Below are 22,271 nucleotides of genomic sequence, written 5' to 3'. Positions count from 1 at the left end.
ATTGCAAAGATTTGAAAAAATAATTCGTGAATTCGTGGCAAAAAAATCTTTCTTTTTTATTTCTCCATACTTATATAAGAAGGATATGATTCTTTATTAGGCAACGTAAATTCCTCATCAAAAGGTTGTGTGCCTTCGCCATTATTATAAGATGCTACACGTTTTACACCAGTTGCTGTACTTCCGCCTGTACCATTTATAACGTTTTGAATATTTCCCGAACCTGCAAAACGAGTAATGCACATTTTCTCCAATTTTACATTGGGACTGTTCGGAATTTCAAAACCATTTTTCTTATTTACATTTCCATCCGTTCCTGTAAAAACAGCATACGAACCCATCCCGATTGTGTGATGTTCTTTTACCGAATTTGCTACTTTAAAAGCTGCATAACCATCAACCCTTCCTCCTTGACTGCTCCAACTCGCTTGATTTGGTGCATCATAAGGAGGTTCGTTCTGAAAGAAAAATGTTCTGCCGCGTTCTCCCAGCCATAACACTTCATATTCCTGATAATGCTCAACAAATAATGCATAAAGCGTAACATCATTTCCTGCCACAATAAGTCCGTTTTTACATCTGTCTCTTTTCCAACGCGCGTCGCCACCTTTCTGCGATCCATGATCGGCACGCCATAACCAGAAATGGTCTCCAACAACATTATTACTATTTATCTGCATAGAAGCCTGAATCTGAATATTTTTTGATTGAACTCCGCCTACTCGACACGTAATATCGCTGAGCAAAATAGGATCCGTGCTATGATCTGCATTCGCTCCTTCATTGCCAATTCTAACTTGATACGTCGTACTATTAAATGAATCCATTAAAAGGCCAGCAATGATAATTCCGTCTTTATCATCAGCATAAATACATCCCCAAATATTTTTTTCTGTTGGCTCTAACGTTACAGAAGCAATACCAGCCCCCAAAAGTATAGCGTCTTTTCTATTTACCTGAATGGGAGCGTTCAAAGCATAATGTCCAGGAGTAAAAAATATGTTTTTGCCAGCTTTCAATGCTGCATTAATCTCTACATCAGTATCTCCTTCTTTCGCCACGTACCAGCTCGCAATCAAATCTTGAATTTCGCCTTTTCCCATATCTGTTGCCGACCAAGAAACTCCCACCCGATCTTTTTGCCATGCAGGAACAAAAACTTTATATTCGCCATCGTCTCCAATAAAAAGAAAAGGTTTTTCGCGAATAATGGGAGTTGTCGTAATTGGAGAATTAGCTTCATTTGCTTGCGGAGAATTTACACAACCCTGCCAAACCATATTGTATGAACCACCCATAACTCCAGAACCCGATGGAAAAACTGTATTTCTAGTATACCATTGCTGTTGTCCGCCCCAATTTGGTCTCGAAGTTGTATAATGTGCATCGGCAATGAAGCCGCCACTGCCCCAAAAGTTAGTATTTCCAATATCTGAAATATATTTTGAAGTGCTTTCAATTAATAATCTTCGTGCGCTTGTTGACTGAGAAACAGTCCACGAAAAATCACGCATTACTTCCACATTTTCTACAGAACGCCAAAATGTACAAGTCGCATTTGCTCCACCCGAAAGATGTGGCCTTGTAAAAATTGCACCTAATTTTACATCTGATGGCACTTTACCCAGACCTCCAATATGAGAATAAAATCCTAACTCTATAGAATTAGCCTCAGCAGATGACGCAGAACCTGATCCGCCAACATCATAAGTCTGCCCATTCACATTTGGCTTAAAATAATAGGCTTGACGTTTTGTTGTCCATTCGCCATTTGCACCGCCTAAACCGATACTGCTAAATTGCGAATTAATTTCATTTCGCGCCGTCTCAGCTTTTTCATGTTTTCTGTCGTAGAAATACATATTGTCTCCAAAAATCTGATTTTCGAGCGAAATGATAATCGTGATATCATTTCGGCGTACTTTATAATAGTTCTCATATTTGCTAGTATTAGGCTTATTATCGATAAATGACAATTTAGAAGTTGATCCTACCGACATAAAATCAGATGCCAGACGACTGCCTCCTCTTGTAATGGTATAATTTCCAGAAGAACCAAAAGCCGACCATGATAATGTGATACTATGTTTCTTTTTGTTGTAAACAATTTTACGCTCTATATTTTTATTTCCTTTTATTTTTTCATTAGTCGAATTGGGCGAAACGAAACTGCATAAAAGCATCATAAACGTAAATACTGTCAATAATGAGATTACTTTTTTACTCATAAGAATATTCATTTTGTGGTTTGATAGATTGTAATAATTATAGTTTTAAGAAAGCCCAAAATAGCAATAATCTCGAACCTTTACGTCCGTTTCTGATCTCAATTTTCTTATCAAAAACACTACAAAACTTAAAAATTTGTCTTTTTCTAACACAAATAAAGCTTATCGAACATATCTGTTTTTCTCTAATAGTCTTTTTTTGTCAATAAAATAGAAAGAGAAAATAATATGAGAGAGATTATACTATTTATTACCTTATTCTTTTCTGCCGTCGCAATCGCACAACAAAAAAACATCACTCCTATCGATTCATGCGCTTCAGTTAGAGAAAGCGTCTTATACAAACAGAATGCCCACGCCTCTTATTATCACGATAAATTTAACGGACGAAAAACAGCAAGTGGCAGAAGATTCAACAACAATGATTTTACTGCCGCACACAAAAAGTTTCCTTTTGGCACCATGTTAAAAGTAACGAATGAAGTAAACAATAAATTTGTTATTGTAGAAATTACAGATCGCGGGCCTTTTGTAAAAGGACGAGAAATTGATCTTAGCAAAAGAGCTTTTATGGATATTGCTACTAACAAAAAAAGCGGTTTGGTTTTTGTCACTATCGAAATTTTAAAATAGTTCCTTGAACCTAATTAAAATTTAGATCCCCATCATTTTGCAGCAAGAATATCGCCTAAATTATTCAAAAAACTTATTAATAATTTTATTCATAACTAAAATTATTTTCTATCAAACTCCCATAAAACCCCGATTAATCACACTTTCGCAAATGTTAACAAAATAGATTTTCAGAAACCATAAATAATTGTATTTTTACGGTTCAAAATTCAGAAAATAAATGGGCAAAATCATTGCTATTGCTAATCAAAAAGGAGGCGTTGGAAAGACTACTACATCAGTAAATCTTGCTGCCTCATTAGGTGTTTTAGAGAAAAAAGTATTGTTGATCGACGCTGATCCACAGGCTAATGCTACATCTGGTCTTGGAATTGACGTAGAAACAGTTGAAACTGGAACTTACCAAATACTTGAGCATACTGTAACACCAAAAGAAGCCGTTTTAAAATGTACAGCTCCAAACGTTGACGTGATCCCTGCTCACATTGACCTTGTTGCTATCGAAATTGAATTGGTTGACAAAGAAAACCGAGAGTATATGCTTAAAAAAGCATTGGAAGAAGCAAAAGAAGAATATGATTATATCATTATCGACTGCGCGCCTTCTCTAGGCTTGTTAACCTTGAATGCTTTAACAGCAGCAGATTCTGTAGTTATTCCTATTCAATGTGAATATTTTGCACTTGAAGGATTAGGAAAATTATTGAACACTATTAAGAGTATTCAAAAAATACACAACCCAGATTTGGACATTGAAGGTCTATTGCTAACCATGTACGATTCAAGATTACGTTTATCTAATCAGGTTGTAGAAGAAGTTCAAAAACACTTTAATGATATGGTTTTTGATACTGTAATTCAGCGAAATGTAAAATTAAGTGAGGCTCCGAGCTTTGGAGAAAGCATCATCAACTATGATGCTACAAGCAAAGGTGCCGTAAACTATATTCATTTAGCACAAGAAATTATAAAGAAAAACAGTAAATAGTTTTTATGACAAAAGTAATTAAAAAACAAGCCTTAGGAAGAGGATTATCTGCCTTATTAAAAGATCCGGAAAACGACATTAAATCAGTAGAAGACAAAAATGCTGATAAAGTTGTTGGAAATATCATTGAACTTGAAATAAGTGCAATTGAAATAAATCCGTTTCAGCCTAGAAGCAATTTTAATGAAGAATCGTTACGCGAATTAGCCACTTCTATTAAAGAACTTGGCGTAATTCAACCTATTACTGTTCGTAAATTAGATTTTAATAAATACCAGTTAATCTCTGGAGAGCGTCGTCTTCGTGCGTCTAAATTAGTAGGACTTACTCATGTTCCTGCCTATATTCGTATTGCAAATGACAACGAATCATTGGTTATGGCTTTGGTTGAAAATATCCAACGACATGACTTAGACCCAATCGAGATTGCTTTATCATACCAGCGTTTGATTGACGAAATTCAATTAACTCAAGAACAAATGAGTGAAAGAGTGGGTAAAAAACGTTCGACAATTGCCAACTATTTACGTCTTTTAAAATTAGATCCGATTATCCAAACCGGTATTCGTGATGGTTTTATCAGCATGGGGCATGGTAGAGCAATTATCAACATTGAAGATTTAGACGTTCAGACTGATATTTATCAAAAAATCGTTAGTCAAAATTTATCTGTTCGTGAGACAGAAGCTTTAGTTAAAAATTACCATGAAGGCCAACAGCCTAAAGCTGATGGAAAGCCTAAAGCTGATGCCGCTTTTATAGTTAGAGAAACGCAAAAAAACACTTTCAACGATTATTTTGGCTCAAAAGTTGATATAAAAGTCGCTGGTAACGGAAAAGGAAAAATTACAATTCCATTTAATTCTGAAGCTGACTTTAACAGAATTATAAAATTAATAAACGGATAGTGAATAAAATTGTCCCCATTGGTCTATTGTTCTTTCTAACAGGAACCGTTTCTCTTTTTGCCCAGGTAAAAAAAGACACGGTTTTGGTCGTAAAAGACACTACTGCATTGCAAGAAATAGACCCGCTTACACCAGCAAAAGCAGCTTTTTATTCTGCTATTTTACCAGGTTTAGGCCAAGCATACAACAAAAAATATTGGAAAATTCCATTGGTCTACGGAGCAATCGGAACCAGTTTATATTTTTATATAGACAACAATAAAAAATACCACGATTATCGTGACGCCTACAAACGAAGATTAGAAGGCTACAACGATGATAAATATCAATTTTTGGATGACAGCCGTCTTGTTGATGGACAAAAATTCTACCAAAGAAACAGAGATCTCTCTGCATTGTTTGTTGTCGGATTCTATGTCTTAAACATTATCGATGCCAATGTTGATGCCGCGTTGATACAATTTAACGTAAACGAAAGACTTTCAATGCGTCCAGAAATTTATCCCGACGATGTAACATTTAAACCAAATGTCGGACTAACCTTTAATTATAAGTTTTAATAGATCATATTCTATTTAAAAAATCAAAAACAAATCATAATGAAAATTGCGCTTTTAGGATACGGAAAAATGGGTAAAGTAATTGAAAGAATTGCTTTAGAAAGAGGTCATGAAATAGTTTTAAAGAAAGACGAATTTAACACCTATGACGGACTTTCAACAGCCGATGTTGCCATTGATTTTAGCGTGCCATCAGCAGCCGTTAGTAATATCTCAGCATCTTTTAATGCTAATGTGCCTGTAGTATCAGGAACAACAGGATGGCTAGAGCATTATGATGAAATGATTGCACTTTGCAACGAGAAAAAAGGAGGATTTATTTCTAGTTCAAATTTCAGTTTAGGAGTAAATATTTTCTTCGGGTTAAATGAATATTTAGCTAAAATCATGAATCAATTTGATTCTTATAAAGTTTCGATGGAAGAAATTCACCACATCCACAAACTTGACGCTCCAAGCGGAACAGCTATTTCTTTAGCACAAGGTGTTATCCAAAACAGCAATTACGCCAATTGGACTTTAGAAGAAGCAAAAGCAAATGAAATTCATATTGAAGCAAAAAGAATTGGAGAAGTGCCTGGAACACACACCGTAACTTACGATTCGCCAATAGACAGCATCGAGATTAAACACACCGCTCATAATCGTGAAGGTTTTGCATTAGGCGCTGTTATTGCGGCAGAATGGCTAGCAGGAAAACAGGGGATTTACTCTATGAAAGACGTACTTAACTTACAATAAATTGACCAAAATTCAAGTCAGAAAACCTTGAATTTGAAACTTAAAATACAATTATTATGACACTTTACTCTTGGTTCGTATTTTTTCTAGCTGTACAGATTATTCATTTCCTTGGTACTTGGAAACTGTATCAGGCAGCAGGAAGAAAAAGCTGGGAAGCTGCAATTCCGGTATACAATTCAATCGTTTTAATGAAGATTATCGGACGCCCAACATGGTGGACATTACTACTTTTTATTCCAATCATCAATCTGATTATGTTTCCAGTTGTATGGGTAGAAACGTTACGAACTTTTGGTAAAAAATCGACTTTGGACACAATCTTAGGACTGTTTACTTTAGGCTTTTACATCTATGTTGTCAATTATACTCAAAAATTAGAATATCATAAAGATCGCAAACTAACTCCTGACAACAAAGCTGCAGATACCGTTAGCTCTTTATTATTTGCCATTATTGTAGCAACATTAGTACACACTTATGTTGTACAGCCGTATACGATTCCAACATCGTCTTTAGAAAAATCTTTATTGATTGGTGATTTCTTATTTGTAAGCAAATTAAACTACGGTCCTAGAGTTCCCATGACAACAGTAGCCTTACCAATGGTTCACGACTCAATTCCTTTAACCAAAAGCAAATCGTACTTAAGCTGGCCGCAATTACCATATTTTAGACTACCTGCTATCCAGAAAATAAACCGATGCGATATTGTCGTCTTTAACTGGCCCGTCGATACGGTTCATTATTTCTTCGAACCAAAAGGAAGACCTGGCGTTATTAAGCCGATTGACAAAAAATCAAATTACGTAAAAAGATGTGTTGGTATTCCTGGGGACAGTTTATCAATAAAAGATGGCTATGTTTTTATTAATGGAAAAAAATTAGTTTTACCAGAAAGAGCTAAACCACAATACTCATACGCTGTAGCATTAGACGGGAAAACACCTATTGATTTTGAAACCATTTTCAAAGAATTGGACATTACAGATCCTGCAGGCTTTAGAACAGAAAAAAGAGATACACTTTATTTAGGAGCCTTAACAGAAGCTGGAGCAGAAAGATTTAAAAACACTCCTGGCGTTACTGCCGTTATCCGAAAAGTTGATCATGGAGATGACAATGCTATTTTTCCTCATATCAACAAATGGAACCAAGACAACATGGGACCAATTTACATCCCTGAGGCAGGAAAAACGGTTGCTCTAACAAATGAATCTCTTCCTTTCTATAAAGAGATTATCACAAATTACGAAGGAAACACATTAGAATTGCAAGGTTCAAAATTCTTAATTAACGGAAAACCTGCGACAACGTACACTTTCAAACAGAACTACTACTGGATGATGGGAGACAACCGTCATAACTCTGAAGACAGCCGCTATTGGGGTTACGTACCTGAAAATCATATCGTAGGAAAACCAGTATTCATTTGGATGAGCTGGGATACCAACGGAAAAGGCATCAATAAAATTCGTTGGAACAGGGTATTTACAACTGTAGACGGCGAAGGTCAGCCTCATTCTTACTTTAAATATTTCTTAATACTTCTTGCCATCTACTTCGTTGGAGATTTTATCTGGAAAAAAAGAAGAGAGAATAAAGCATAATTAAAAAATAAGTTATTTTTGTGTCAGGTTTCAAGTTTCACGTTTTACGTCAACTTGAAACCTGAAACTTTTTAAACTTGAAACAAAACGAAATGAATTCCTTAATACTTCCAACTTATTTCCCATCTATCAGTCATTTTGCTGTAATCGCGCAATCAGACAGCATTACTTTTGAAATGGAAGATAATTTTCAGAAACAGACCAATAGAAATAGAACTTACATCTATAGTCCGAATGGAATTCAATTATTAAATATCCCTGTTAAGCATTCTAAAACTGCACATCAAAAAACAAAAGACATTTTAATCGAAAACGAATTTGATTGGCAGAAACAGCATTTTAAATCGCTTGAGGCCGCATATAGAAGCTCTCCTTTCTTTGAGTATTTCGAAGATGATATCGTTCCTATTTTCGAGAAAAAACATGAATTTTTAATGGATTTGAATTTCGAAGTGTTAGACGTTGTGACAAAATGTCTTCGAATGAAATTGGAATTTGGAAAAACTACAGAATACTTTCATGAAGTTACTGATTTTGCCGATTTCAGATATCTAGCAAATGGTAAAAAGGATGCTAATTCTTTTGAAAAATACACTCAGGTATTTGATGACAAACACGGTTTTATCAATAATTTAAGTGTTTTGGATTTGCTTTTTAACGAAGGTAAATTTGCAATGGATTATTTGAAAACCCAAAAGATCATATAAATTATAAGTTATGAGTTATGAATTTTCATATCACCTTAACTTTTAACTTTCGACTTTCGACTTTCGACTAAAAAAAATCACTCCACAGAAAGTCTTGTCATAATCGGATAATGGTCTGAATTTTCGAAGTCAGAAAAGCTTTCAAATTGTTTTACTTTCATTTTACTATCTGTAAAAATATAATCAATTCTAGCAGGATAGTATTTGAACTTATAAGTAGCTCCAAAACCTTCTCCAGCTTCCTCAAAAGCATCTTTTAATTTCCCTTTTATATTTCGGTACACATAAGAAAATGGACTATTATTCATATCTCCGCAGATAATAATTGGATAATTACATTTTTTAATATGCTCTTTAAAAATTTCCGCCTGCTCTTGCTGTTGCGTAAATCCTTTACTGATTCTAGCATAAATGCGTTGTGATTTCTTCTGATTCACATTATCAATATCATCGGAAATTTCACTTACATCGGGAGAAATTTTAATAGATTGCAAATGCATATTGTAAACACGGATAATATCTTTTCCGCGCTTAATATCAGCATAAACTACATTGTTGTCAGATTTTGGAAAAATGATATTTCCTTCGTCAATAATTGGAAACTTAGAAAAAATAGCCTGCCCAGTCTTAATTTTTTTGCCGTCAATAAAAATATAGCGGTGCGGATAAACCTTTAAATCTAAATGTGCCGAATTTGAATATTCCTGAATACACAAAATATCAGGATCTTTCTCATCTATAAAAGCTTTAATGTTTGACGGAATATCATCTCGATCCAGCCATTTAAAAACATTAAAAAGACGAACGTTATAACTCATTACAGAAAAATCCTTTTCATCCTTCACATACTCTTTTCCAGAAAACTTATAAAATTTACTGATGAATGTAATTCCTGTCAGCAAAACCAAACCCGATAAAATAAGGCGTTTTTTAAACTGAATTCCCCAATAGATAAAGAACAATCCATTGGCCACAAAAAAAGCAGGCATAAACAAAGTAAGCACCGATAAAAGCGGAAAACTTTTAGGTGCTAAAAAAGGCAAAACATAGATGCTAAATGTAAGCACAGTCAGCACTATGTTCAAAAAGAACATTATTTTATTAAACCAAGAAAGGTTTTTCATATTTTTCTCCTACAAGTTTATTTTCCAGCTTTAAATAAAAACTCTTTTTCTTCCTTTGTCAGACAATCGTATCCTGACTGGCTAATTTTGTCTAAAATTTCATCAATCTGCTGTTGCGTTTTATCTTTCGTAACAATTCTTGATGTCGTTTTTTCTGTAGGTCTTTTGTAATTTTTATGAACTTTTGTAAATGGGGTCGTAGGAGATTTTCTAAAAAGATTTGCGAAGAAATCTAAAGTTTTAGAAACAACGATACTTAAATCAGTACCGTTTTGAAGCAATTTAATATAAGCAAATCCGAAGAAAGCACCAGCAAGATGCGAAATATGTCCGCCCATATTCCCTAAACGGAACTGCATTAAATCTAAAATTAAAATAACAGCCGTAATATGCCAAAGTTTCACATTTCCGAATAAAAACAAACGAACATTCATTAAAGGAGAATAGGTCGTTGCGGCCACCAAAATAGCCATAATTGCTGCAGAAGCACCAACAATAGAACCGCTGATATTAGAAAAATAAAAACTCAGTGCAAAAGCCACTCCTGCAAAAAGAGCGCTTAAAAGATACAAACCTAAATATTGCTTTTGAGTAAAATAAGTCAAAAACAAAGTGCTCGCAAAATTAAGCACCATCATATTGAACAACAGATGAAAAAATCCATCGTGAAAAAAAGCATAGGTTAAAAAAGTCCAAGGCTTAAACATAAAAACCTGAGGATCTGACGATAAAGCCAACCAACTTGGAAAAGCAAATTGACCTATTGAAAATTGATAGAAGAAGATAAGTGATACAATAAAACATGCTATATTCCAATACATAACACGCATAGCAATACCACCCAATCTATATTGTAATTTTAAATCGTCTAGAATATTCATAGAAACTCTTTTGTTTTAGAATTTGTACTTTAAAGTTAAAAATTAATTCCAACGGTTGTTATTAAACTGATTTTTTTTCCAGTACAACATCATTAAAAAACCAGCAATTGCACCGCCAACGTGAGCAAAATGCGCAATACCAGTTCCTCCGCTTCCAAATAAAGAACTTCCTTTAAAACCTAAAAATAAGTCAATTGCTAAAATTCCAGGCACAAAATATTTTGCTTTGATAGGAACAGGAATAAAGATCAATGCCAGCTGAGCATTTGGAAACATAAATGCAAAGGCAGTTAATAAACCGTAAATTGCTCCAGAAGCGCCCAAAACTGGCGACTGAACTATACCGCTAGCCTGTGCCAAAGCATTAAATTGTTCTTGCGTGCAATGTGCTTTATTTAAAATTGTAGCGATTTCTCCTTGTACCATTCGGCCACTGGCATCGAATAAAGAAGAATAATTTGCATTCAAAATCAAGTGTAATTCTGATTTAGATAAATTCAATTCAGAAACAGAACTTAAAAGAGATTGCAGCTGAAGGTAGTTTACTCCAGTATGAAGCAATGCCGCACCTAATCCGCAAGAAATGTAGAAAAACAAAAACTTTTTTCCTCCCCAAAAATGCTCCAATGCAGACCCGAAGCTGTATAAGGCAAACATATTAAATAAAATATGCGCAAAATTTGGCCATGGTGCATGCATAAACATGTGCGTAATGATTTGCCAAGCTCTGAAACTTTCGCTTTCTGGATAGAACAATGACAAATATTCATAAGAAACTGGCACTAATTGAGCACCAATAAAGAATATTATATTAATAATTAGCAGTTGTTTAACTACTGGCGTGATATTCATCATAAAGCAAACTTTTTATCTATATCTTCAACACGCATAGTGATGAAGGTAGGTTTTTGAAAAGGTGAAATATTTGGATCTTTACAGGCAAACAAACCATTTACCAAATTATCTTGTTCTTTTTCGGTCAAATAAGATCCTGTTTTAACCGCTAAACTTTTGGCCATCGACTTGGCAATTGTATCATTTTGACTGTAACTGTTTGCTGGAATTCCGTCTTGCAAGTCGCTCAATAATTGTTCTATTACCTGCGAAACTTCGCTTTCTGTAATATTTACAGGAATTCCGGAAATTACAATGTGATCTGTCTTACTTTCATCAAAAACAAATCCGGTAGTTTCCAAAGAAGGTTTCAATTCTTCGATCAACTTCATTTCTGAAGCCGAATAAAACAAATCTAAAGGAAAAAGCAATTGTTGGCTCGCCGCCTGATTGACGGTCATGTTCAGCAAAAATTGTTCATACAAAATTCGCTGATGTGCACGCTGTTGGTCAACAATAATCATTCCTGATTTTATTGGAGATACAATATATTTTTTATGAATTTGATACGTTTTCTGCGTTGCCTGTTCCACTTCTTCATCATCAAACAAAGAAGAGGTTACTTCTTCATTTTCGAATGTAAAAGGCGAACTTTCTATACTTTCAGGATTTTCGACATCCAAACCAACATACAAACTTTCCCAGCTTGCCGTTGGCTCAACTCTTTTAGAATAACCTGAATACGATGACCCAGAATATGACGATCCTGACGATGATGATGATGATGATGATGAACTTGAACTATATCCAGAAGATCCTGAGGCAGCTTTACTATAATGCTGATTGGTTTTATCATCAGTAAAAGGATTAAAAGTGCCGTCAACCTGAATTGTCGGAATTTCTGCTTCTACATCTTTATAATGATATGGTGTATCTAAATTGGCATCTCGATCAAAATCTAAAACTGGAGCGACATTAAACTGTCCTAAACTGTGTTTGATGGACGCTCTTAAAATAGCATATAATGCTTGCTCGTCATCAAACTTAATTTCTGTTTTAGTCGGATGAATATTGATATCAATTGTGTTTGGCGGAACCTGTAGATACAAGAAATAACTTGGTTGAGAACCATCTTTCAGCAATCCGTCGTATGCAGACATAACCGCATGGTGTAGGTAACTGCTTTTTATAAATCGATCATTTACAAAAAAGAACTGTTCTCCTCTATTTTTCTTTGCAAACTCCGGTTTACAAACAAATCCTTGAATGCTTATAATATCAGTTTCTTCATTTACTGGAACCAACTTTTCATTTGTTTTACCAGACATGATACCCACAATTCTCTGGCGATATCCCGCTGCTGGAAGATTGTACATTTCGCTTCCGTTATGATAAAAGCTAAAATGAATATTTGGATGCGCCAGTGCCACACGCTGGAATTCATCCATGACGTGACGAAACTCAACTGTATCTGACTTTAAGAAATTACGGCGAGCAGGAATATTAAAAAACAAGTTTTTAACCGCAAACGAAGTTCCCTTTGGCAAAACGGCCACTTCCTGCGAAATAAATTTACTTCCTTCAATTATGATATGCGTTCCCAATTCGTCTTGATCTTGCTTGGTTTTCATTTCCATATGCGCAATCGCTGCAATAGAAGCCAAAGCTTCTCCACGGAAACCTTTTGTCCCAAGCGAAAACAAATCTTCTGCCTGACGGATTTTGGATGTTGCATGACGGGCAAAACACAAGCGTGCATCGGTAACGGTCATTCCGACTCCATTATCGATAACTTGCACCAGCGATTTACCGGCATCTTTTATAATTAATTTAATATCAGTTGCTTTGGCATCAACAGCATTTTCTAACAACTCTTTTACGACTGAAGCAGGTCTTTGAACCACTTCTCCAGCAGCAATTTGGTTAGCAACGTGATCAGGAAGCAATTGAATAATACTCGACATTAAGCAAAAATAGGTTTTAAAGTTAGATTAGGTTTTTACAAACCAAGAAGTACAAATTTAATGAATTTTGGTTGGCTTTTAGAATAAGAATAATCATAAAAAAAACAAAAAAACCTATACCGTTATTACACAGTATAGGTTTTAATATTTTTAAAACAAATGTGCTTTATTCGTTCTCAATTTTTTTCGGAGAATCTTCAATTTGAAGTGCTCCCGAAGTCAATAAAGGCTGATTGTAAGCATGAGCTATTGAAGCTTGCTGACGTATGTAAGCCATTTTTATGGCCGCGATTGCAGCTTCGGTTCCTTTGTTTCCGTGCACTCCTCCGCTTCTATCAATTGACTGTTGCATATTATTATCTGTTAAAACGCAGAAAATAACTGGAATATCAGTCTGAACATTCAAGTCTTTAATTCCTTGCGTAACACCTTCACAAACAAAATCAAAGTGTTTCGTTTCTCCTTGAATTACACAACCAATTACGATAACCGCATCAACATTTTGAGTCTGAAGCATTTTTTTTGCTCCGTAAATCAACTCAAAACTTCCTGGAACATTCCAACGGATAATTTGCTGAGCCGGAACATCGCAATCAACTAGAGCGTCAAAAGCACCATTATAAAGTCCTTCTGTTATAGTTTCATTCCATTCAGAAACAACAATCCCAAACCGAAAGTCTTTCGCGTTTGGGATTGTGTTTTTATCGTATTCTGATAGATTTTTATTTTGAGTAGCCATCTTATATATTTTAGATTTTTTATTTTAGAATTTAGATTCTTAATTACAAATCTACAATCTAAAATCTAAAGTCTAAAATTTTTATTGCGCTAATCCGATCAAAGCATCAACAGATGCCGCTTCTGGAGTACTGTCGTAATTATCTTTAATGTCGTTGAAATATTTCAATGCATCTTCTTTTTGCCCTAAAGCTAAAGCTGTTTTTCCAGCTTTTAACAAGAAACGAGGCGTTGTAAAATCATTTTTATTAGACTCAGCAGCTTTTACATAAAAATCTAAAGCTTCTTTTTGCTGATTTTTTTGAGAATAAGCATCACCTGTTGCCCCTTTAGCCAAAGCACTTAAGATTGCGTCTTCAGATTTAAATTCACCTAAATATTTAATTGCCTCATCAAATTTACCAGTATTTAGGTAAGCAATACCTGCATAGTAGTTTGCTAAGTTTCCAGCGTCTGTTCCAGAATATTCTTCAGCGATTTTAATAAATCCGAATTTACCTTCTGAACCGTTTAATGATAATTTGAATAATGAATCGCTAGAAACACCGTTTACAGCTTTTTCAAAGTTTTGCTGCGCAACAAACATTTCACTTGCAGCTTCTTCTTGTTTAGGAGTTTCAATAAATTTTTGGTAAGCCAAATATCCAATTGTAGCCACTGCAATACCCGCAACTAAACCAATAATGATTTTCTGATTTTTAGCCACCCAATCCTCAGTTTTTGAAGCCGTTTCATCTAATTTTGAGAAAACTCCAGCCGTTGTACTGTCTTTTTCGTCAATAATTACTTGCTGCTCTTCAGTAACTACCTCTTTTACTTCCTTTTCTTTTGGTGTCTTATATCCTCTTTTATTGTAAGTTGCCATTTAAAATTTATTTAGTGAACGGCAAAAATAAAATTTTTCTTGAAACTGAGGTAAAAAATTTCAATTTTATCACTATTTTAAAAAAAATATTTTCCGTATTCGCTCATCCTTTCGCGGAAGCGGTAAAATAAATATGTCCACAAAAACGCCAAAGCCAATTATATCGATAATTTTCGGTAATTTGCAGCCTCAAATTTTTACTGTTCAAAAAGGGTAAATTTTATACGTGGAGTCCCGAAAAAAATGCATTTAAACAAAATCTCATTATTCAATTATAAAAACTTTTCAGAAGCAAGTTTTGATTTTGACATCAAAATCAACTGTTTTGTGGGAAAAAATGGCATTGGGAAAACCAATGTGCTCGATGCTATTTATCATTTAGCTTATGGAAAAAGCTATTTTAATCCGCTTGCTGTTCAAAATATCAAACACGGCGAAGAATTTTTTGTTATTGATGCCGAACTGGAAAAGAACGAAAGAACCGAACAGATTGTCTGCAGTTTAAAAAAAGGGCAGAAAAAGGTTTTAAAACGAAATGGAAAACCTTACGATAAATTTTCAGATCATATCGGGTTTATTCCGTTAGTAATTATTTCGCCAGCAGATCGTGATTTAATTATTGAAGGAAGCGAAACGCGCCGCAAATTTATGGATAGTGTGATTTCGCAGTTGGATGCCACATATCTCCACGAATTAATACAATATCAAAAAGTAATTACACAGCGAAATGCCCTTTTAAAGTATTTTGCCCTGAATCATGTTTTTGATAACGATACCTTATCTATATATAATGAGCAATTGCAAGGTTACGGAAAATCGATTTTTGAAAAGCGAAAAGATTTTCTTGAACAATTTATACCTATATTTAATAAACACCATCAGGTAATAACGGGATCTGAGGAAAGTGTACAACTGGTTTATGAAAGCCATTTATTTGAAAAAGATCTTTTAACGCTTTTACAGGAAAATATAAATAAAGACCGTGGACTTCAACACACAAGTGTAGGAATTCACAAAGACGATTTATCGTTTGAAATCGACTCCCATCCGATAAAAAAATTCGGATCGCAAGGACAACAGAAATCTTTTCTAATTGCTTTGAAATTGGCTCAGTTTGAATTTCTAAAAAAACAAAGTGGCGTAAAACCCATTCTTTTGTTTGATGATATTTTTGACAAACTGGACGAAACCCGCGTTGCCAAAATCGTTGAAATGGTAAACAGCGAAACGTTTGGACAGCTTTTTATTTCAGACACACATCCCGAAAGAACCGAAGCAATTGTAAAATCCACGCATCAGACATATAAGATATTTAATTTGTGACTTGTGAAATTTGGTAAAATTTGTATCAGTTTTTAGAAGTAATCACAAAATAGAAATCAGTAAATTAGCCTGAGTAAAAAACTTAAAAACAACTGCAATAAAATATAAAGGAACATGCTAACGAAAGAATCATTGCAATTTTTAGACGATTTAAAAAAGAACAATAACAGAGAATGGTTTCAAGACAATAAAAAACGATACGAAGTTTTTAAGAAAGACTACCATCAGTTGGTTAGTGATTTTCTAGATATAATGAAACCCCTTGATCCGTCGTTGGAACTTCTTGAGATAAAAGACTGCACTTTTAGAATCAATCGTGACATACGATTTTCTAAAGACAAATCTCCTTACAAATCTCATTTGGGCGTTTGGATGTCAGCAGGAGCAAAAGGTGCAAATCGTTCTGGCTATTACGTTCACATTGAAAAAGGAGGAAGTTTTATTGCAGGCGGATTTTATTCTCCTGATGCAGAAGAACTAAAGAAAGTCCGTAAAGAAATCGCTTTTTTCTATGATGATTTACAGGAAATCTTAAATGATAAAAACTTTAAAAAAGAATTTGGAAGTTTGGACGTAAACGAAAACAATTCATTAAAAAGCATGCCACGCGGTTACGAAAAAGACCATCCTGCAATTGAGTTTTTAAAATTAAAAAGTTTTACAGCAAGCCAAACCTACGATATTTCTGAGGTTACAAAAAAGGATTTTGTAAAAAAAATGAGCGAAAAACTCATTGCTTTAAAACCGCTAAACGATTTTATAAATCGCGCTTTAGATACTGAAGAATTTTAGACAAAAAAAATCGCCACGAATTCACGAATTATTCAAAATTAATTCGTGAATTCGTGGCGAAAAAACTTTTATAATGCAAAGGAAAATACTTTTTCTTGGAGAATCTTATCGCGCTGATGCCATCACTTGGATGAAAGGCCTTAAAGAATTTGGCGATTTTGAAATCATTACTTGGGAACTTCAAACATCAAACAATCGCAGATCTAAACGCATTTTAGAATATTTCTTCGCTCCAATTTCTATTCGAAAAATAATTAAAAAAGAAAAGCCAGACATGGTAATTGCAGAAAGAACTACCAGTTATGGTTTTCTTGCAGCATTATCTGGATCCAAAACCATTGCGATCGCACAACAAGGCCGAACTGATTTATGGCCGGAAGAGTCTAAATTATATCCTTTTAAAAAATTCATTCAGAAATATGCTTTCAAAAAAGCGCATTTAATTCATGCCTGGGGTCCTGTAATGGCAATTCACATGAAAGCAACTGGAGTTGACATGAACAAAGTTTTGGTTCTCCCAAAAGGAATTGACCTATCACTTTTTACACCTTCAACCAATAATTCAAATAAAATTGAAGCGATTGTTACACGTTCGCTACAGCCAGAATACCGACATGATTCCATTTTAAAAGCTTTCGGAATTTTAAACCAAAAAGGAATTGATTTTTCTTTGACCATTGTTGGCGACGGAAACAGATTGCAATTTTTAAAAGATCTTGCAAAAGAACTCCAAATAGAAAACAAAGTAATTTTTACAGGAAGAATCCCGAATACAGAACTTCCAAAATTACTGCAGCAATCTAATATTTACATTAGTATGCCAACCACCGAAGGCGTTTCTGCCTCTTTATTTGAAGCAATGGCTTGCAATTGTTATCCTATTGTTTCTGATATTCCCGGAAATCAAAGCTGGATTACGCATCGAGAAAACGGGCAATTGATTGAAGTTGACAATATCGAAATGCTGGCCAATGAGTTAATTTGGTCTTTTGAAAATGCTGAATTACGAAACGAGACGATTATTCGAAATAGAAAATTTGTGGAAGAAAATGCGAATTACGATATTAATATGATGATTATTTCAAAGAAATATCATGAGTTGTTGAATTCTATAAATATTTAACCGCAAAGTTCGCAAGAGTTTACGCTATGAACGTGAAGCTTGGGTCTTTGCAATAAAAATTATTGGGGATAAACCATAGAAAGCTTTTCAGCATCCTTCAAAACCTTATTATTTGGAATCAATCGAATTGTTTCTCCTTCTTTATTAATGTAAAAAAAACCTAAATCTCTAATAATATCTTCTTTATTTAGATTTTTCATCTTGCAAGTTAAACCAATAAAATGAGCATCTTTTACAATCAATTGTATATAATCACTATCAACTTGCTTATAAGTTCCAGAAGTAAAAACGAAGCAATCATTAAGACATTTCACTGGCGCATCACAAAAAAATGTGCCATCTTGCTTGAATGTTACGCTTCGTCCATTATTCTGTTGTTTGTCTTTTACTAAAGAATATTCAAGAACATCAGAATACCCAATTATATCTCTAGTCTCCCATTTCCCGACAATATCTGATTGAGCAAAAGAAGACACTGAAATAAACAGACCTAAAAAGAGTAAAATCTTATTCTTAAGAAAAAAAAGCTTCATAATTATAACATTACAATTCTTTCAAATTTACAAAAGAAATTGATTTAGTTTTCGAAACCTGATATTTATTTAAAACCCCTTCCGAATAAATTATAATCCTTACTTTTGACTCAGATTAAAAAGCCTTTTATTTATGGAAATCCAATCCAATTTTTCTTTAAAAAAATATAATACTTTCGGCATTGAAGCCAGTGCTAAACAATTTGTTGCCGTTCATTCTATTACTGAATTGAAAACCATTTTGTCAGCAAACAAAAACGAGAAAAAATTCATTCTTGGCGGCGGAAGCAATATGCTTTTAACCAAAGATATTGACGCATTGGTTATTCATATTGATTTAAAAGGCAAAAAAATCATAAAAGAAGACGACGATTTTGTTTGGGTTGAAAGTCAGGCGGGCGAAACTTGGCATGATTTCGTTCTTTGGACGATCGACAATAATTTTGGCGGATTAGAAAATATGTCTCTGATTCCTGGAAATGTTGGTACAACTCCAGTTCAAAATATCGGTGCTTATGGAACCGAAATTAAAGACACTTTTGTTTCTTGCGAAGCGATGAATATTGCAACTCAGGAAATGAAAACTTTCAATAACGCTGAATGCAACTTTGGCTATCGCGAAAGCATCTTCAAAAATGAAGTAAAAGACCAATATATTATTACTTCGGTTATTTTTAAACTGACTAAACGCAATCATAAAATCAATACGTCTTACGGAGATATTTTGGCAGAATTGGCTAAAAACAATATTACAGAACCTACTTTAAAAGATGTGAGTAATGCTGTAATTGCCATAAGACAAAGCAAACTGCCAGATCCGAAAGAATTAGGAAACAGCGGCAGTTTCTTCAAAAATCCGATTTTATTGAAATCTGATTTTGAGAAAATCCATCAGAAATTCCCAGAAATGAAATTCTACGAAGTTTCAGAAACCGAAGTAAAAGTTCCAGCGGGATGGCTGATTGAACATGCAGATTTTAAAGGAAAGCGTTTTGGCGATGCGGGAGTTCACAAAAATCAAGCTTTAGTTTTGGTAAATTACGGAAACGCAACAGGACAGGAAATTTTAGCTGTTGCGAAAGAAGTTCAGAAAACTGTTTTTGAAAAATTCGGTATTCAGATTGAAGCGGAAGTAAATGTGATTTAAAACACAAATTTCACTAATTGTCACGAATTTAACCTATTGTCAGACTGAGCGGAGTCGAAGTCTTTGCTATAAAGCATTTCGACTCCGCTCAATGTGACAAATTGTATAAACAACAAGATCATGTACACACCGGATTTATACAAAAACGAAAATCAGGAAGAAATAAGAGCTTTTTTGAAAGAAAACAGTTTTGGAATCCTGATTAATCAGACTAACGGAAAATTATGTGCAACACATATTCCGATTGAATTGGAATTGAATGCTGATGGAAAAGAGATTCTGCAAGGTCATATTTCAAAGCTGAATCCGCAAGCTGAAGGTTTTAGAGAAAATGACCAAGTTTTGGCTGTATTTACTGGACCTCATAGTTATATTTCTTCTTCTTGGTATGATCACGAAAATGTTCCGACTTGGAATTATATAGCCGTACATGTTTATGGAAGGATCAAGATTGTAGATTATGAAAATTCGGTAGAGCAGTTGAAAAAGCTTGTAGACAAGTACGAAGTGAATTCTAAGAATCCTGTGCGTGTTGAAAATTTATCTGAAAAAACCATGCGCGAAGCAAGAGGAATCTTTGGTTTTGAAATCGAAATTAAAGAAATTCAAGCCACAAAAAAACTCTCTCAAAATCGTGACGATCACAATTATAAAAACATAATTTCGGAATTGGAAAAAACCGAAAACCCTCAGTCTATTGCTGTTGCAAAAGAAATGTCAAAATGCCGAAAGTAAATCGGCTTTGGCTATTGAATTTAGCGAATTGATAAGTACATTTGCAGTCGCAGAACGTGAAATTAATAGAACCTAATAAATCAGATGCTTATATACATATTTTACTTTTTTATTGCTATTGTCGTAGTTCAATTATTTTATTATTTAGGAGTTTTTGGCAAATTTGCTTTTGCCAAACCACAGCATGTGAAACCTAAAAATCTTCCGGTTTCTGTAATTGTATGTGCTAAAAATGAAGAAGAGAATGTAAAAAAATACGTTCCGCTTTTGGCACAGCAAGATTATCCAGATTTTGAAATTGTATTAATTGACGACGCATCTAGCGATGAAACTCTTGAAGTTTTTGAAGAATTTGAAAAAGAATTCTCTAATATCCGTCTAGTAAAAGTTGAAAACAATGAAGCTTTTTGGGGAAATAAAAAATACGCTTTAACGCTTGGGATAAAAGCTGCAAAGAAAGATTATTTACTTTTTACAGATGCAGATTGTTTTCCAAACTCTAAAGATTGGATTACTTCTATGGCTTCGCAGTTTACGATGAACAAAACAATCGTTTTAGGTTACGGAGGTTATGAAAAAGTAGAGCGTTCGTTTTTAAACAAAATTATTCGTTTTGAAACTGTCCTAACAGCACTTCAATATTTTTCATGGGCAAAAATAGGACTTCCTTACATGGGAGTTGGAAGAAATCTTGCCTACAAAAAAGAAGAGTTTTTTAATGTAAATGGTTTTATCGATCATATTCAGATTCGCTCTGGCGATGACGACTTATTCATTAATCAGGCAGCAAATAAAGCGAATACTACAATTTCTTATACACCTGAAAGTTTCACCTATTCAGAACCTAAGAAAACTTATAAAGAATGGTTTACTCAGAAAAGGAGACATATTTCTACTGCAGAACATTACAAGTTTTTTGATAAAATGCAGTTAGGATTATTTTTCCTATCACAATTATTTTTCTTTATTTTAGTTATTATACTGTTAGCATTTCAATACCAATGGATCGCCGTATTAGCAATTTTAGCTACACGCTATACTATTGTGTGGACAGTCGTTGGATGTTCAGCAGGAAAATTAAAAGAAAAAGATATTAAAATTTGGTTTCCGGTTGTTGAGATAGCGCTTATATTAACGCAAATTAATATCTTTATAACTAATATCTTTTCAAAACCAGTATATTGGAAATAAATTCTAAAATAGAAAAAGCAAAAAAAGGCGATCAGATCGCCTTTACTTTTTTATTAGATCATTATTGGAATGAGGTGTACTCGTTTATGCTCAAACGTACCGAAAACGAAACCACCGCAGAAGATATTACGATAGAAACTTTCTCCAAAGCTTTTGACAAAATTGCTTCTTATAATCCAGAATTTCAGTTTAATACCTGGCTTATCGCCATTGCAAAAAACGTCTATATTGATTTGCTTCGAAAAAAGAAAACCAATCTTTTTATAGAAATCACGGACAACGAAGACCAACAGGCCTACAACATTGCCGACCCTACTCCATCTGCAGAAGACGCTTTAATCAAGGAACAGAATCTTTCCCGTCTGCTCTTATGCATCAAAGAACTCAAACCGCACTATCAAGAAGTAATTCAGCTTCGTTATTTTCAAGAAATGTCTTATCAGGAAATTGCTGCTAAGATTGATGAGCCATTAAGCAGTGTTAAGGTAAAACTTTTACGCGCTAAAAAATTATTGGCCGAAATTATCGAACGTAATAGATAATTTATTATCTTTAATCAAAGAATAAATTATTCTCATATTTATTCTTAAAATAAAAACATTTCCACAACATTAAAACTACAACTTTTCGTTGCTAGCTCAAACCT

General features: G+C 34.1%; 22 protein-coding genes. 14 read left to right on the top strand and 8 right to left on the bottom strand.

The window, feature by feature from the left end:
- Positions 1–56: 56 nt before the first annotated feature.
- The gene (locus tag BB050_RS11435) at positions 57–2,228 is read right to left on the bottom strand and encodes a pectate lyase family protein (RefSeq protein WP_066035144.1); all 2,172 of its coding nucleotides are present in this window, start codon (positions 2,226–2,228) and stop codon (positions 57–59) included.
- Positions 2,229–2,456: 228 nt separating this feature from the next.
- Here BB050_RS11435 and BB050_RS11430 point away from each other — a divergent pair, with 228 nt between their 5' ends.
- From BB050_RS11430 to BB050_RS11400, 7 genes are all read left to right on the top strand, one after another.
- The gene (locus BB050_RS11430; protein ID WP_066033654.1) at positions 2,457–2,861 is read left to right on the top strand and encodes a septal ring lytic transglycosylase RlpA family protein; all 405 of its coding nucleotides are present in this window, start codon (positions 2,457–2,459) and stop codon (positions 2,859–2,861) included.
- A 220-nt stretch (positions 2,862–3,081) separates the two neighbouring features.
- Complete coding sequence (locus BB050_RS11425) at positions 3,082–3,849, top strand: ParA family protein (RefSeq protein ID WP_008464569.1); 768 nt, start codon at positions 3,082–3,084, stop codon at positions 3,847–3,849.
- Between the two features lie 5 nt (positions 3,850–3,854).
- Positions 3,855–4,757: a ParB/RepB/Spo0J family partition protein gene (locus BB050_RS11420; RefSeq protein WP_008464568.1), complete on the top strand. Its 903-nt coding sequence runs from the start codon at positions 3,855–3,857 to the stop codon at positions 4,755–4,757.
- Positions 4,757–5,317: a DUF5683 domain-containing protein gene (locus tag BB050_RS11415; protein ID WP_052017591.1), complete on the top strand. Its 561-nt coding sequence runs from the start codon at positions 4,757–4,759 to the stop codon at positions 5,315–5,317. The genes BB050_RS11420 and BB050_RS11415 overlap by 1 nt, the downstream gene beginning before the upstream one ends.
- A gap of 39 nt (positions 5,318–5,356) precedes the next feature.
- Positions 5,357–6,058 (top strand): 4-hydroxy-tetrahydrodipicolinate reductase, encoded by a 702-nt coding sequence (gene dapB, locus BB050_RS11410; RefSeq protein ID WP_008464565.1) that lies wholly within the window; start codon positions 5,357–5,359, stop codon positions 6,056–6,058.
- A 56-nt stretch (positions 6,059–6,114) separates the two neighbouring features.
- Positions 6,115–7,668, top strand: coding sequence for a signal peptidase I (gene lepB / locus BB050_RS11405; RefSeq protein ID WP_008464563.1), 1,554 nt, complete (start codon positions 6,115–6,117; stop codon positions 7,666–7,668).
- Between the two features lie 92 nt (positions 7,669–7,760).
- Positions 7,761–8,375, top strand: a complete 615-nt coding sequence (locus tag BB050_RS11400) for a WbqC family protein (protein WP_066033653.1) — start codon at positions 7,761–7,763, stop codon at positions 8,373–8,375.
- Between the two features lie 77 nt (positions 8,376–8,452).
- Here BB050_RS11400 and BB050_RS11395 read toward each other — a convergent pair whose 3' ends face one another.
- The 6 genes from BB050_RS11395 to BB050_RS11370 form a co-directional block, all read right to left on the bottom strand.
- The gene (locus BB050_RS11395; RefSeq protein ID WP_035691148.1) at positions 8,453–9,499 is read right to left on the bottom strand and encodes an endonuclease/exonuclease/phosphatase family protein; all 1,047 of its coding nucleotides are present in this window, start codon (positions 9,497–9,499) and stop codon (positions 8,453–8,455) included.
- Positions 9,500–9,516: 17 nt separating this feature from the next.
- The gene (locus tag BB050_RS11390; protein WP_008464557.1) at positions 9,517–10,380 is read right to left on the bottom strand and encodes a rhomboid family intramembrane serine protease; all 864 of its coding nucleotides are present in this window, start codon (positions 10,378–10,380) and stop codon (positions 9,517–9,519) included.
- 42 nt (positions 10,381–10,422) lie between these two features.
- Positions 10,423–11,235: a rhomboid family intramembrane serine protease gene (locus BB050_RS11385; RefSeq protein WP_083219832.1), complete on the bottom strand. Its 813-nt coding sequence runs from the start codon at positions 11,233–11,235 to the stop codon at positions 10,423–10,425.
- On the bottom strand, positions 11,232–13,178 hold the full coding sequence (mutL, locus tag BB050_RS11380) for a DNA mismatch repair endonuclease MutL (RefSeq protein ID WP_066033652.1): 1,947 nt from the start codon (positions 13,176–13,178) through the stop codon (positions 11,232–11,234). The genes BB050_RS11385 and mutL overlap by 4 nt, the downstream gene beginning before the upstream one ends.
- A 166-nt stretch (positions 13,179–13,344) precedes the next feature.
- Positions 13,345–13,917 (bottom strand): 6,7-dimethyl-8-ribityllumazine synthase, encoded by a 573-nt coding sequence (gene ribH, locus BB050_RS11375; protein ID WP_066033651.1) that lies wholly within the window; start codon positions 13,915–13,917, stop codon positions 13,345–13,347.
- A gap of 81 nt (positions 13,918–13,998) precedes the next feature.
- A complete protein-coding gene (locus BB050_RS11370; RefSeq protein WP_008464552.1) occupies positions 13,999–14,781 on the bottom strand; it encodes a tetratricopeptide repeat protein in 783 nt (260 codons plus the stop codon).
- A gap of 243 nt (positions 14,782–15,024) precedes the next feature.
- Between BB050_RS11370 and recF the strand changes: the two genes are divergently transcribed.
- The 3 genes from recF (at position 15,025) to BB050_RS11355 (ending at position 18,019) form a co-directional block, all read left to right on the top strand.
- On the top strand, positions 15,025–16,104 hold the full coding sequence (gene recF, locus BB050_RS11365) for a DNA replication/repair protein RecF (RefSeq protein WP_066033650.1): 1,080 nt from the start codon (positions 15,025–15,027) through the stop codon (positions 16,102–16,104).
- A 114-nt stretch (positions 16,105–16,218) separates the two neighbouring features.
- The gene (locus BB050_RS11360; RefSeq protein WP_008464550.1) at positions 16,219–16,896 is read left to right on the top strand and encodes a DUF2461 domain-containing protein; all 678 of its coding nucleotides are present in this window, start codon (positions 16,219–16,221) and stop codon (positions 16,894–16,896) included.
- 73 nt (positions 16,897–16,969) lie between these two features.
- The gene (locus BB050_RS11355) at positions 16,970–18,019 is read left to right on the top strand and encodes a glycosyltransferase (RefSeq protein WP_083219831.1); all 1,050 of its coding nucleotides are present in this window, start codon (positions 16,970–16,972) and stop codon (positions 18,017–18,019) included.
- A gap of 59 nt (positions 18,020–18,078) precedes the next feature.
- Here the strand turns inward: BB050_RS11355 and BB050_RS11350 are convergent, their stop codons facing one another.
- Positions 18,079–18,552, bottom strand: a complete 474-nt coding sequence (locus BB050_RS11350; RefSeq protein ID WP_066033648.1) for a DUF2147 domain-containing protein — start codon at positions 18,550–18,552, stop codon at positions 18,079–18,081.
- Positions 18,553–18,685: 133 nt separating this feature from the next.
- On the opposite strand from BB050_RS11350, the gene murB reads away from it, so the two are divergent.
- From murB to BB050_RS11330, 4 genes are all read left to right on the top strand, one after another.
- On the top strand, positions 18,686–19,699 hold the full coding sequence (gene murB, locus BB050_RS11345) for a UDP-N-acetylmuramate dehydrogenase (RefSeq protein ID WP_066033647.1): 1,014 nt from the start codon (positions 18,686–18,688) through the stop codon (positions 19,697–19,699).
- A 120-nt stretch (positions 19,700–19,819) separates the two neighbouring features.
- On the top strand, positions 19,820–20,434 hold the full coding sequence (locus tag BB050_RS11340; RefSeq protein ID WP_066033646.1) for an FMN-binding negative transcriptional regulator: 615 nt from the start codon (positions 19,820–19,822) through the stop codon (positions 20,432–20,434).
- 84 nt (positions 20,435–20,518) lie between these two features.
- Positions 20,519–21,625, top strand: a complete 1,107-nt coding sequence (locus tag BB050_RS11335; protein WP_066033645.1) for a glycosyltransferase — start codon at positions 20,519–20,521, stop codon at positions 21,623–21,625.
- Complete coding sequence (locus BB050_RS11330; RefSeq protein ID WP_066033644.1) at positions 21,616–22,167, top strand: RNA polymerase sigma factor; 552 nt, start codon at positions 21,616–21,618, stop codon at positions 22,165–22,167. Before BB050_RS11335 ends, BB050_RS11330 begins: the two co-directional genes overlap by 10 nt.
- Positions 22,168–22,271: the final 104 nt, after the last annotated feature.

The organism is Flavobacterium anhuiense (assembly GCF_001705175.1).
Lineage (GTDB): Bacteria > Bacteroidota > Bacteroidia > Flavobacteriales > Flavobacteriaceae > Flavobacterium > Flavobacterium anhuiense.
Note: the sequence above shows the minus strand (reverse complement) of the source record. Positions and strands in the feature narration are given on the sequence as shown.

Bases quoted from the DNA above. Each gene is read 5' to 3' on its own strand.
- BB050_RS11350 (WP_066033648.1), bottom strand. From the start codon at position 18,552: ATGAAGCTTTTTTTTCTTAAGAATAAGATTTTACTCTTTTTAGGTCTG.
- BB050_RS11425 (WP_008464569.1), top strand. From the start codon at position 3,082: ATGGGCAAAATCATTGCTATTGCTAATCAAAAAGGAGGCGTTGGAAAG.
- BB050_RS11335 (WP_066033645.1), top strand. From the start codon at position 20,519: ATGCTTATATACATATTTTACTTTTTTATTGCTATTGTCGTAGTTCAA.
- BB050_RS11360 (WP_008464550.1), top strand. From the start codon at position 16,219: ATGCTAACGAAAGAATCATTGCAATTTTTAGACGATTTAAAAAAGAAC.
- BB050_RS11395 (WP_035691148.1), bottom strand. From the start codon at position 9,499: ATGAAAAACCTTTCTTGGTTTAATAAAATAATGTTCTTTTTGAACATA.
- BB050_RS11435 (WP_066035144.1), bottom strand. From the start codon at position 2,228: ATGAGTAAAAAAGTAATCTCATTATTGACAGTATTTACGTTTATGATG.
- ribH (WP_066033651.1), bottom strand. From the start codon at position 13,917: ATGGCTACTCAAAATAAAAATCTATCAGAATACGATAAAAACACAATC.
- recF (WP_066033650.1), top strand. From the start codon at position 15,025: ATGCATTTAAACAAAATCTCATTATTCAATTATAAAAACTTTTCAGAA.
- BB050_RS11430 (WP_066033654.1), top strand. From the start codon at position 2,457: ATGAGAGAGATTATACTATTTATTACCTTATTCTTTTCTGCCGTCGCA.
- BB050_RS11390 (WP_008464557.1), bottom strand. From the start codon at position 10,380: ATGAATATTCTAGACGATTTAAAATTACAATATAGATTGGGTGGTATT.
- BB050_RS11385 (WP_083219832.1), bottom strand. From the start codon at position 11,235: ATGATGAATATCACGCCAGTAGTTAAACAACTGCTAATTATTAATATA.
- BB050_RS11340 (WP_066033646.1), top strand. From the start codon at position 19,820: ATGTACACACCGGATTTATACAAAAACGAAAATCAGGAAGAAATAAGA.
- murB (WP_066033647.1), top strand. From the start codon at position 18,686: ATGGAAATCCAATCCAATTTTTCTTTAAAAAAATATAATACTTTCGGC.
- lepB (WP_008464563.1), top strand. From the start codon at position 6,115: ATGACACTTTACTCTTGGTTCGTATTTTTTCTAGCTGTACAGATTATT.
- mutL (WP_066033652.1), bottom strand. From the start codon at position 13,178: ATGTCGAGTATTATTCAATTGCTTCCTGATCACGTTGCTAACCAAATT.
- BB050_RS11355 (WP_083219831.1), top strand. From the start codon at position 16,970: ATGCAAAGGAAAATACTTTTTCTTGGAGAATCTTATCGCGCTGATGCC.
- BB050_RS11420 (WP_008464568.1), top strand. From the start codon at position 3,855: ATGACAAAAGTAATTAAAAAACAAGCCTTAGGAAGAGGATTATCTGCC.
- dapB (WP_008464565.1), top strand. From the start codon at position 5,357: ATGAAAATTGCGCTTTTAGGATACGGAAAAATGGGTAAAGTAATTGAA.
- BB050_RS11400 (WP_066033653.1), top strand. From the start codon at position 7,761: ATGAATTCCTTAATACTTCCAACTTATTTCCCATCTATCAGTCATTTT.
- BB050_RS11370 (WP_008464552.1), bottom strand. From the start codon at position 14,781: ATGGCAACTTACAATAAAAGAGGATATAAGACACCAAAAGAAAAGGAA.